At 37.6% G+C, this 11,623-nt stretch carries 8 protein-coding genes and 1 riboswitch; all 8 genes read left to right on the top strand.

Annotated elements, in window-relative coordinates:
• The first annotated feature begins 7 nt into the window (after window positions 1-7).
• The 8 genes from pepF to AC1MGI_RS15760 all read left to right on the top strand — a co-directional run bounded on the left by pepF (window position 8) and on the right by AC1MGI_RS15760 (window position 11,568).
• Window positions 8-1,804, top strand: a complete 1,797-nt coding sequence (gene pepF / locus AC1MGI_RS15795; protein ID WP_480346108.1) for an oligoendopeptidase F — start codon at window positions 8-10, stop codon at window positions 1,802-1,804.
• Between the two features lie 146 nt (window positions 1,805-1,950).
• On the top strand, window positions 1,951-4,197 hold the full coding sequence (locus tag AC1MGI_RS15790) for an AAA domain-containing protein (RefSeq protein WP_480346106.1): 2,247 nt from the start codon (window positions 1,951-1,953) through the stop codon (window positions 4,195-4,197).
• A 252-nt stretch (window positions 4,198-4,449) separates the two neighbouring features.
• A riboswitch (SAM riboswitch) is annotated at window positions 4,450-4,554 on the top strand.
• Between the two features lie 125 nt (window positions 4,555-4,679).
• Window positions 4,680-5,225 (top strand): NADPH-dependent FMN reductase, encoded by a 546-nt coding sequence (gene ssuE / locus AC1MGI_RS15785; protein WP_480346104.1) that lies wholly within the window; start codon window positions 4,680-4,682, stop codon window positions 5,223-5,225.
• A 54-nt stretch (window positions 5,226-5,279) separates the two neighbouring features.
• Window positions 5,280-6,647 (top strand): LLM class flavin-dependent oxidoreductase, encoded by a 1,368-nt coding sequence (locus AC1MGI_RS15780; protein WP_480346102.1) that lies wholly within the window; start codon window positions 5,280-5,282, stop codon window positions 6,645-6,647.
• Between the two features lie 247 nt (window positions 6,648-6,894).
• Window positions 6,895-7,917, top strand: coding sequence for an LLM class flavin-dependent oxidoreductase (locus AC1MGI_RS15775; protein ID WP_480346100.1), 1,023 nt, complete (start codon window positions 6,895-6,897; stop codon window positions 7,915-7,917).
• A gap of 481 nt (window positions 7,918-8,398) precedes the next feature.
• Window positions 8,399-8,965 (top strand): anthranilate synthase component II, encoded by a 567-nt coding sequence (locus tag AC1MGI_RS15770; RefSeq protein ID WP_480346099.1) that lies wholly within the window; start codon window positions 8,399-8,401, stop codon window positions 8,963-8,965.
• Window positions 8,966-8,992: 27 nt separating this feature from the next.
• Complete coding sequence (pabB, locus tag AC1MGI_RS15765) at window positions 8,993-10,729, top strand: aminodeoxychorismate synthase component I (RefSeq protein WP_480346097.1); 1,737 nt, start codon at window positions 8,993-8,995, stop codon at window positions 10,727-10,729.
• Between the two features lie 68 nt (window positions 10,730-10,797).
• Entirely contained in the window at window positions 10,798-11,568 is a 771-nt protein-coding gene (locus tag AC1MGI_RS15760) for a sporulation protein (protein WP_480346095.1), read from the top strand.
• The last annotated feature ends 55 nt before the right edge of the window (window positions 11,569-11,623 follow it).

Here is an 11,623-nt window from a genome sequence, read left to right as displayed (position 1 = left end):
ATCAACTATGACTGCATATTCGACTAGAGCTGATGTTAAAGTAGAAGAAACGTGGAGATTGGAAGATATTTATGAAAACGAGGAAAAGTGGGAACAGGATTATCAAACGATCTTGAATAGGGTGGAGAAGTTAAAGGCATTTGACGGGAAAATTGGAGATGCAGAGGCACTGTTTCGATACTTATCCCTGAGTGAGGAATTAGGGTATACATATAAAAAGCTTTATGTATATGCCATGCTTCAGGTGGACTTAGACACAAGAGTGCCCGCTGCACAGGGTTTACTTGATCGTGCCAGTCAATTAGGGCAAAAAATTAGTGCCGCTACTTCATTTTTTATGCCATTTTTATTAAGCCTTGAAGAAAGTGCGTTAAAAGCGTACATAAAAGAGGTAGAAGGACTACGTTATTTTGAAGATGATTTGCTTGATTCTTATCGCTATAAAGCACATGTACTGAACAAAGATCAAGAAGCAATTCTTTCGCAGCTTGGTGATGCTCTTTCTTCTCCGCAAAAAACATTTGGCATGATTAACAATGCTGATATTAAATTTGGAGAAGTGACAAAAGACGATGGAGAAAAGGTCGTTTTAACACGAGGTATGTACAGTAAATTGATTGAAAATCAGGACCGTAAAAAACGAAAAGAGGCATACAAGGCCTACTATCAACCGTATCTTCAGTTGCAAAATACTATCGCGAGCACACTTTCATCAGCCATACGAAACAATACGACGATGGCGAAAACAAGGAACTACCCTTCAGCTCTTGAAAAATCATTATTTTCAGATCGGGTTCCGACAGAAGTGTATGAAAATCTTATTTCGGCGACGAAAGCGAATATTAAATCGATGTATGACTATATAAAATTGCGCAAAAAGCATTTGGGTGTTGATGAATTGCGTGCGTATGATTTAACTATTCCGCTTGTACAAGAGGCAAAGGAAGAGATTCCGTATGATGAAGCATTTGACATCATGTTGCAAGCATTGAGGCCACTTGGCGAAGAGTATGTATCGACTCTTTTGAACTTCAAAGAAAATCGTTATTATGATGTAAGGGAAACGCCAGGAAAACGATCTGGCGCTTATAACCTAGGTTTATATGGAGTTCATCCATTCGTTTTACTAAACCATCAGGATGATTTGGACAGTTTATTTACGTTAGCACATGAATCTGGTCATGCGATGCATTCGTATTTTAGTTCAAAATATCAGCCACAAATCAGTGCTGGATATTCGATCTTTGTTGCTGAAGTCGCATCAACCGTGAACGAAATCCTATTGATTCGTTACTTATTGAACACGACAACAGACTTGAATAAAAAGAAGCATCTGCTTAACCATTTTATTGACAGCTTTAAAGGAACTTTCTTTACGCAAGTCATGTTTGGGGAATTCGAAAAAATTACACACGAAAAAGCAGAAAATGATGAGCCTTTGAATGCAGAAGTCTTTAATACTGTATATGAAACGATATACCGTGCGTATAATGGGGAAGACATTGTTTTTGACGATGAAGTGAAATTCGGCTGGTCTAGAATCCCACACTTTTATCGACCGTTTTATGTGTATAAATATGCGACGGGGTATGCGTCAGCTATTGATATCGCTGACCGGATATTATCAGGTGATGAAGGTACACTTGAACAGTATTTAACATTTTTAAAAAGTGGCAGCTCGGAATATCCGCTTGAATTGCTAAAGAAAACTGGAGTCGATCTTACTAAACCAGAGCCGATTGAAAATGCGTTGAAGATATTTAGTGGACTAGTGAAGGAATTTGGCGAATTGTTGGAGAAGTAATATTTTAAAAGAGGCTAATCTCTAAAGGTCTAATCCTTTACTGAGATAGCCTTTTTTAAAATCAATAAATCATGCTACTTTGACAATCTTTGTGAAAAGCGTACTATTGTAGAAGAACATTAATTAAAAAATTTAAGGAAGATAAAATGAACTCAACGGTAAGCTATATAAAAGAATGGCAAGTAGCATTAGAAAATGAAATCCGCCATTTAAAAAAATACGGAAGTACAAAATATCACGTTTTGAATGGTCATTTGATAGATCAGGTAGATGGATTTACTTATTATTTCGAAACGATTGGATCGCTGAGGATTCCAGTCGGATCATTCGTTCGACTGGAATGGGGAGGAATCAAGCAGGAAGGATTAGTGCTCTCGTCTGAAGGCAAAAGCATCATATTATCTTTTGAAAAAACACTTGGAGATTTGATTTCCGAGGCTTTTCTTTACCATGACCCATGGGAGCTTTTGGAGCAATTAATTGAGCGCTTAGACGAAGTGAAAAAAAGTAAGAAAAAGCGGCTTCGAGTCAAACGGTTGATGGACCCTTCGATGGAGAGCAGGCATCCGATAGATCAGAAACATAGTAATGTTAAGGAGCTTTTTTTACGCTCTAATTTTAATCCAATTACATACGTTTGGGGACCCCCGGGAACTGGAAAAACATATACATTGGCGCGGATTGCAGCGAATCATTATTTAAAAGGAAAAAAACTTTTAGTTCTGTCTCATAGCAACCAAGCCGTGGATGTACTAATGGCAGAAATCGCTACATTTACAAAAAAGAAAAACCGCTTTAAAGAAGGAGATATTTTAAGGTACAGTTCGCAAACAGGAGAAAGCTTAGCGAGTCATCCTGATATCATCTCAAGTCAGTTGTTAGAAAAGCATGAACCTGATTTAGTTGAAGACAAGGAAAAACTAACTGAAGAGAAGCGGCTCTTAAAACAAGATTTATCAGGTTCATTTAGCAAGCGAGATACAGATCGATTAATTGAATTGGAAAAAACACTTGGCAAAGTTATAGAAAAATTTCGTCGTAAGGAAATGGAGCTTGTCAAAGAAGCTAAAATCGTTGGTAGCACACTGGCAAAAACAGCAAGCGACAGCACACTTTATGAACAGGAATATGATTTAGTCATTCTTGATGAAGCGAGTATGGCTTATGTCCCACAAGTTGCATTTGCTGCATCGTTAGGCAAGAATATCATTGTCTGTGGTGATTTTAAACAATTGCCGCCAATTGCTTCAGCTCGTGATGAATCAGTGAATAAATGGTTAAAAGAAGATATTTTTCATTGTTCAGGAGTTGCGAATGTAGTGAATGAAGGGAAGCTCCATCCACATTTGTTTCTGTTAAAAGAACAACGCAGAATGCATCCAGATATTTCGGCCTTCACGAATAAACATATTTATCATTCCCGAGTTTGTGATCATGAAAGTGTACAAGCAAGCCGTGCAAAAATTGCTAAGAGAAGACCATTTCCTAATCGTGCCTTAATGCTGTTAGAAACGAGTGGAACTGGTGAACATTGTATAGCGGAGCGAACATCGAAATCGAGGATGAATCTTTGGCAGCTGTTCTTGTCGTTCCAACTTCTTCATGAAGCGTATTCAAACGGTGCACGTTCCATCGGATATGTGACACCGTATCGAACTCAATCTCGTCTTATGGATCTATTATTACAAGAAGTATATGCGAAAGAGCTTGAACAAGCTGATATTATTGCAGCAACTGTTCATCGATTTCAGGGAAGTGAACGTGATGTAATGATATTTGACACAGTCGACAGTTATCCTGAAACACGTGCTGGGATGCTTTTGACTGGAAAGAATAGTGAGCGGCTCATTAATGTCGCAATTACGAGAACGAAAGGAAAATTCATCCAAGTAAGCGATACGGACTATATTCGAAAAAACGTTTATAAAGGTAAAACATTACGTAAGCTTGTGGATCATCAAACAACCTTTGGACATACAGTTGCAACCAGGGACATTGGCAAGTGGATTCAAAATCATCATCCTAAGCTTCAGTGGATGCATGCGCGTAAGTTGGATGCTCTAAGTGAGGATATTAAAAAAGCATGTCACTCAATTATCTTGTCTATACCTGATAAAGGAATAGTTACAGAAGATTGGTTGAATATGCTGAATTGTAAACAAAAACATGTTAAAATCACGCTTATTTCCATTCGTCCGCTTCCAGGTTTGGCCGTGCAAGAACAGATTGAAACAAATATTGCTTTTCCATTTGTCATCATTGATAAGCAATATCTCTGGCTAGGAATGCCGCTTGAAGCAGCAAGTAGACTTTCCCCACCTTATGTGGCTGCACGACTTGATTCAGTTGCGGTTGTTGAATATTTTCTTACACAACTACCTAGCGTAGAATAGAAGAAACTATAAGGGGCATATCTCAAAAGGTCTGACCTCGCACTCTAAATCAGTATGTAGTGTATCTATCACTTATCCTATACTGTATTTAGTTGTTGCGGGGTCAGACCTTTCTTTGAGGACATCCCCCTTCTTAATTATCCCAGTATTACAATGTGTGAATAAATATTATTCAAACAATTCCGATGAAAAATATATGATTTAATCTTGACAATCAGTTATTAGAATATTATGATAAAATTAACTTAATACTTCTTATCAAGAGAAGCCGAGGGAATGGCCCGATGAAGCTTCAGCAACCTCTACAACTAGTAGAAAGGTGCTAATTCCTGCAAGCATTGGCTTGTCAGATAAGGGTGACTACGCATAAAGTCCTCTTTCTATCAGGAAAGAGGACTTTATGCGTTTAATATAGATTAAACCCTTTGAATGTAGACCGTACAAAGGATCATAACTAATTTACTAAGAGAGAAGGTCAACAAATGCCCAATGTAGTGATTTTATCTGGAAGCCCTTCAGCAACATCTAGGACTGATGTAGTTTTAAAATTTGTTCAATCGTTGTTAGAAAAGGAGAATATAACGGTAAAGTATATTTCCGTTTTAGATATTTCTGCTGAGGATTTGCTTTATGCACGCTATAATAGCACTGGAATTAAACAAATAGCAAAATCAATCGAGGAAGCGGATGGGGTGATTATTGGTTCACCTGTGTACAAAGCTTCTTATACAGGTATTTTAAAATCTCTAATCGATTTATTACCAGAAAGTGCGTTTAAAGGAATTCCAGTGTTACCGCTAATGGTCGGTGGGAGTAAAGCGCATTTATTAGCAATCGATTTTGCCTTAAAACCGCTTATAACTACTTTAAAAGGAAGAGCCACTCAAGGGACTTATATTATAGATAATCAAATTGATAAAGAAAATAGTTTACAGCCTATTACTGATCAAGATATTCAAACTCGACTTAATAACAATTTAGAGGAGTTTCTCCAAACCATTAAACAAACTAAACCAATAATCGCTTAAGACTACATTTAGCACCAATTTACATCATTAAAAAACGAATGGGTGGTAATGATTATGACAAAAAAAAGAATTTATTTAAATGCATTTGATATGAACTGCGCAGGGCATCAATCCCCTGGGCTTTGGACACATCCAGACGATCAATCATCTACGTACAAAGATGCAGAATACTGGACGCATCTTGCAAAAGTACTGGAAAAAGGGAGATTCGATGCCATATTCCTTGCCGATGTCCTTGGAACATATGATGTATACCAAGGTTCTCGCGATGCAGCAGTTCGTCAGGGTGCTCAAGTTCCAGTCAATGATCCCGCATTTGTTGTTCCGATCATGGCGCAAGTTACAAAGCACTTAGGATTTGGCTTAACTGCGTCGACAAGCTATGAACATCCCTATCTATTTGCTCGACGAATTTCGACATTGGATCATTTAACAAAAGGGAGAATCGGTTGGAATATCGTAACATCTTATTTAAATAGTGCTGCACGCAATCTTGGCTTAGATCAACAAATTAATCATGATAATCGTTACGATATAGCTGATGAATACTTAGATGTTGTCTATAAACTATGGGAAGCTAGTTGGGAAGATGATGCAGTCGTAGTGGATAAGGAAAAAGGGATTTATGCAGATCCAGAAAAAGTTCATGATATCGATCATGATGGTGAATTTTATAAAGTTCCAGGAGCTCACCTATGTGAACCTTCACCACAACGTACTCCTGTAATATTCCAAGCTGGGGCATCACCAAAAGGAACGAAATTTGCAGCAAAGCATGCAGAACTTGTTTTCATTGGTTCAACATCGATGGAACGTACAAAAAACACTGTTACCTCTTTTAGAGAAGAGGCAGTGAAGGCAGGTCGGAAAGCAGATGAAATCAAGATTCTTACATTGATTACGCCAATTGTAGGTGCGACTCAAGAAGAGGCTGAAGCTAAATATTTGGATTATAAAAAGCATGCCAGTTATGAGGGATCACTTGCATTATTCGGTGGCTGGACTGGTGTGGATATGGAAGGGGTGGACCCTAAGGAAAAAATTCAATATGTAAAGAATGATGCCATCCAATCAACATTAAAATCGATGTCCGATTTTACTGTTGAAGAAGTCGCCGAATTTATTGGAGTAGGAGGCATGGGACCTGTTGTTGTTGGTTCGCCTGAACAAGTGGCAAATTCTTTAGAGGAATGGATCGATGTTACAGGAGTGGATGGTTTTAATATTGCTTATGCGGTTACACCTGGTACTTTTGAAGAATTTGTCGAATATGTGATTCCAATTTTACAAGAGCGAGGTTTAGTCAGAAAAGAATACGAAGAAGGAACCTTCCGAAACAACCTATTTGGCAGTGATTATTTGCCGGATCACCATCATGGAAGACAATATCGTAAAAGACTTTTTCCAGCAACTAGTCTGTAACTTGTTAACTAGATATATTGTTGTGGTATTATCGCCGATTCGTGCGAGTCTCTAAATCTAATTTTAGCTATATAATGATCGAATGATAGGCAATCAAATTATTGATTGTCTATTTTTGTGGAGAACACAATCATACTAAAATATTTGGATTAAATCTCTAAGCATACTATGTGCAATTTTATGGATTCTTTTATATGATGGCTGTAAGTAACCAGATAACAAATGATTATAGAAAGAAGTTGAATACATGTCACAATCAAAAAAACAGCTGAGTGAAATTCCTTTATCCGTGCTTGATCTTGCAAACATTACTGAAGGAAGTACACCGGCTGAATCATTTAAACATACACTAGATCTAGCACAGCATGTAGAAAAATGGGGCTTTAATCGTTTTTGGTTAGCGGAACATCATAGTATGCCAGGTATTGCTAGCTCCGCAACATCTGTTGTCATTGGCTATGTTGCAGCTGGAACGTCTACACTCAAGGTAGGATCTGGCGGCATCATGTTACCGAACCATTCTCCACTTGTAATTGCTGAGCAATTCGGTACACTTGAATCTATGTACCCAGGCCGTATTGATTTAGGTCTTGGACGTGCACCTGGTAGTGATCAATTTACAGCTATGGCACTTCGTCGTGATATCAGAAATACCGGCGATGACTTCCCTGAACAACTAGAGCAGCTTCGGACATATTTTGATGCTGAATCTCGCCATAACAGAGTTCGTGCAATCCCTGGTGAAGGCTTAAACGTCCCGATATGGTTACTTGGTTCAAGCGGTTTCAGTGCAAAGCTGGCTGGAAGACTTGGCTTGCCATTTTCATTTGCGAGTCACTTTGCTCCAGAAAATACATTAGCTGCCTTAGAGATATACCGCAGCAACTTCCAGCCATCAGATGTATTATCTGAACCATATGCAATGGTTGGAATTAACGTCTATGCAGCAGACACAGAAACTGAGGCTGCTTATTTAGCCACTTCTTATCAACAGCAATTCTTGAGTCTGATTCGCAATACACCAAATCAGCTTCAGCCTCCAGTAGACTCAATGGATGGCCTTTGGACACCTTATGAAAAAGCATCGATCCAAAGTAAGCTGGATGCCAGTGTAATTGGTGACCCTGAACAAGTTAAAGAAAAGCTACAAGCATTCCTTGATAAAACAGGAGCCGATGAAATGATTATTAACTCAGGCATGTTTCATCATGAGCCTCGACTTCGCTCCTATGAAATCATTGCTGAAATCGCTGATAAAAAACATTCATGAGCGTCTGCTCTAAAACTAAAGCGATGAAAAAAGTTTAGGTTCTCAAATTGTATAACCTGATGAAGGTGGCGATGCGGAGCTGGACTTTCGGATGCTTTCTAAGATTATATAAGTATACCCGCTAAGTAGATTAGCTATATGAGTAAGTCGCGAAGCCCCGTCCCCATGACCTTCATATGAAAAGAGCATAACATACAGCCTCTGAATGAAATTTCAGGGGCTTTTTTTAGATAAGACTTATGAAAATCTTAAAATCTTAAAAAGAACCTGATCAAATATGTATAAAGTACATTTCACAACAAGAATACCTATAAATTGACGAACTCTATCATAGTTGAAAATAATATCTAACAAGCATTTTGAAGCTATTTTTGCTAAAATAAAGTACATCGGAATATAAAAGATCGGAATATGGCTTCTATCTGTTGCTATTTTTATTTCCGACTAATGTATGATCAAATCAAAAAAATGGAGAACAACAATGATTTTACTAATCGATAATTATGATTCTTTTACTTACAATTTATATCAATATATCCTCCAAGCAGGTAAAGAGGTCACAGTCCTTCGTAACAACGAAATTTCGTTGGAAGCGATTAGAGAAATGAACCCTGAATCCATCATTCTCTCACCAGGACCCGGAAATCCTAATGGAGCTGGGATATGTCTAAAGGTTGTAAGGGAATTTCATCAAAGCATACCCATTCTGGGGATTTGTCTCGGGCATCAAATAATTGCCCAAGCATTTGGAGGTCAGGTGGAAAAAGCCGAACAGCCGATGCATGGGAAAACATCGATGATCACCCATGATGGAATAGGGGTCTTTAAAGGAATTCCTGTTTCATTTTTGGTTACCCGCTATCATTCTTTAATTGTCAATGAGTTATCACTTCCTGATTGTATCAAGGTAAGTGCAAGAACGAAAGACAATGTCGTTATGGGACTTCGACACACAAAATATCAAATCGAAGGACTACAGTTCCATCCTGAATCAATATTAACGGAACATGGTCATACGTTAATTGGTAACTTTATTAATGGACGATAAATACGTTATGTAAACGAGGTAAATATCATGAATAATAAAGATGAAGACATCTGTCTGCTATTAGAATTCAATAAAGAAAGCATGTACTTTCAAAATCCAATCAAAATTATTGAAGCACATACAATAGAAGAAGTGTTAACAGCCTTAGAAAATATCCAAAAAGAAGTGAATGCAGGTTTTTACGCAGCCGGGTATCTGTCATACGAAGCAGCTCCTGCGTTTGACTCTGCCTATCAAGTGGCAGAAGGAAATAAAATGCCATTGCTTTGGTTTGGGATTTTTGAAAAATTCGAAAATCAGCAATTAACTGAAACACTAACTGATTTCACTCTTACCGATTGGCAATCCAAGACAACTTATAAAACATATAAGGAATCAATTCAAACGATTAAACAGCAAATTGAAGAGGGCAATACATATCAAGTCAATTATACGCTGAGATTGAATTCCTCATTTATCGGTGATGAGTTTTCCTTTTATCGTCAGTTAGCTAAAGCGCAAAGTTCCAATTATAGTGCTTATTTACATACTGGTAGATATAAAATATTATCTGCTTCACCTGAACTTTTTTTTGATTGGAGACAGGATACCCTGACAACTCGACCGATGAAAGGAACAGTGAAAAGAGGAAATTCCATTGAACAGGATTTGGAACGGCAACAATGGCTACAAGATTCTGAGAAAAATCGTGCGGAAAACTTAATGATTGTTGATCTTTTGCGAAATGATTTGGGGCAAATTGCAGAAGCAGGAAGTGTTTTTGTTGATCGCTTATTTGAAATCGAACAATATCCAACAGTATGGCAGATGACCTCGACCATTTCGGGAAAAACAAAACCGGGAACTACAATAATTGATCTTTTCAAAGCATTGTTTCCGTGCGGTTCAATTACAGGTGCTCCGAAGATAAGTACGATGAAAATAATTTCAGAGTTGGAAGGAGCGCCACGTGAAGTATATTGTGGAGCCATTGGCTATATTTCTCCTAATCATGAAGCTGCTTTTAATGTACCGATTCGAACCGTTGTAATTGATTCGCAGGAAGGGACTGCCCAATACGGGGTTGGCGGTGGTATAACCTGGGATTCGAGTTTTACAGAAGAGTATGATGAGGCCTTCTTGAAAGCTGCATTGCTTACGACTGAAACACCTGACTTTGAATTGCTTGAATCGCTAAAGCTTGAGAATGGTCAATATGTTTTGCTTGAAAACCATTTGAAACGACTTTCAAATTCTGCAAAATATTTTGGTATCAGCCTTTCTATTCCAACTATTGAGGCTGCTCTTGAACAATTTGCAAATCAACACGAAACCAGCTCTAAAAAAGTACGTTTACTTGTTTCGAACACAGGAAAATTTACAATTGAAGTTGAAGATTTGCTCCCCTATCCAGATAAAATATGTAATGTTGCATTGGCTAAGAAGTCTGTTTCAAGCAATGATTTGTTTTTATACCACAAAACAACAAATCGTACAATTTATCAAATACATAAAGACCAATGTCCTACTTATTTTGATGTTTTACTTTGGAATGAAAGGGAAGAAATAACTGAATTTACAAACGGTAATGTAGTCTTGAAAATCGACGAAGAGCTTGTAACACCTGTTCTATATTCTGGACTTCTTGCTGGTACATTCCGTGAAGAATTAATACAAAATGGAACAGTGAATGAAAGAGTTGTTCATATTACAGAACTTAAGTCAGCTAATGAGATTTGGTTCATTAATAGTGTCAGAGGATGGGTAAAAGTGAATCTTTTATAAAAATTCAATTGCATACTAAAAGTTAACCTTTCATAAATATGAAGGTACATTTCAAAGGGGGAATGACTATGTCGTTGTTTAATAAAATTTTAGCGAGTGTGGGAATCGGTGCGGCTAAAGTTGATACAAAATTATATAATAGCCAGGTCATAGTGGGGGAACAGATTACTGGAATTGTTGAAATAAGAGGCGGCAACATCGGACAGGAAATTGCTGATATTTATGTATCACTGATCACTACATATGTAAAGGAATCAGATGATAAAAAATATACCCAACAAGGCGTAATCGGCAAATATCGTATTTCTGAGAAGTTTACAATTGCACCAAATGAAGTGAAAGAATTTCCTTTATCAATTACAGTACCAATGGATTCGCCGATTACTGGTGGAAAAACGAAGGTATGGATAGAAACTGGGCTTGATATTAAAAATTCCATGGATCCGTCCGATAAGGATTTTATTGATATTCGGCCTTCAAAACTTATGCATGAAGTTATCAGTGCTGTTCAGGATCTCGGCTTCCGTCTCCGTGAAGTTGAATGTGAAGCTGCACCAAGTAGATTAAGAGGAAGATTGCCATTTGTTCAAGAATTTGAATTCGTACCAATTAGTGGCTTGTTCCGAGGCAAACTTGACGAACTTGAAATTGTATTTTCACAACAACAGACAAATTCGGTAGATATCATGATCCAAATCGACAGACAGGCAAGAGGCTTAGGTAGCTTTTTAGCAGAGAGACTGTCCATGGATGAAACAAATCTTCGTTTAACGGTTACAACTGTTGATATCCCTAATTTAAAAAATAAACTGCTTGAAATGATCCATCGATATTCGTGAATTTTATAGAGTACAAAAAACTGAGTGCGCAATCCACACTCAGTTTTTTGTATTT

The organism is Peribacillus sp. BM1, from assembly GCF_056679975.1.
Note: the sequence above shows the minus strand (reverse complement) of the source record. Positions and strands in the feature narration are given on the sequence as shown.

Bases quoted from the DNA above. Each gene is read 5' to 3' on its own strand.
- AC1MGI_RS15790 (WP_480346106.1), top strand. From the start codon at position 1,951: ATGAACTCAACGGTAAGCTATATAAAAGAATGGCAAGTAGCATTAGAA.
- AC1MGI_RS15760 (WP_480346095.1), top strand. From the start codon at position 10,798: ATGTCGTTGTTTAATAAAATTTTAGCGAGTGTGGGAATCGGTGCGGCT.
- AC1MGI_RS15775 (WP_480346100.1), top strand. From the start codon at position 6,895: ATGTCACAATCAAAAAAACAGCTGAGTGAAATTCCTTTATCCGTGCTT.
- AC1MGI_RS15770 (WP_480346099.1), top strand. From the start codon at position 8,399: ATGATTTTACTAATCGATAATTATGATTCTTTTACTTACAATTTATAT.
- pepF (WP_480346108.1), top strand. From the start codon at position 8: ATGACTGCATATTCGACTAGAGCTGATGTTAAAGTAGAAGAAACGTGG.
- ssuE (WP_480346104.1), top strand. From the start codon at position 4,680: ATGCCCAATGTAGTGATTTTATCTGGAAGCCCTTCAGCAACATCTAGG.
- pabB (WP_480346097.1), top strand. From the start codon at position 8,993: ATGAATAATAAAGATGAAGACATCTGTCTGCTATTAGAATTCAATAAA.
- AC1MGI_RS15780 (WP_480346102.1), top strand. From the start codon at position 5,280: ATGACAAAAAAAAGAATTTATTTAAATGCATTTGATATGAACTGCGCA.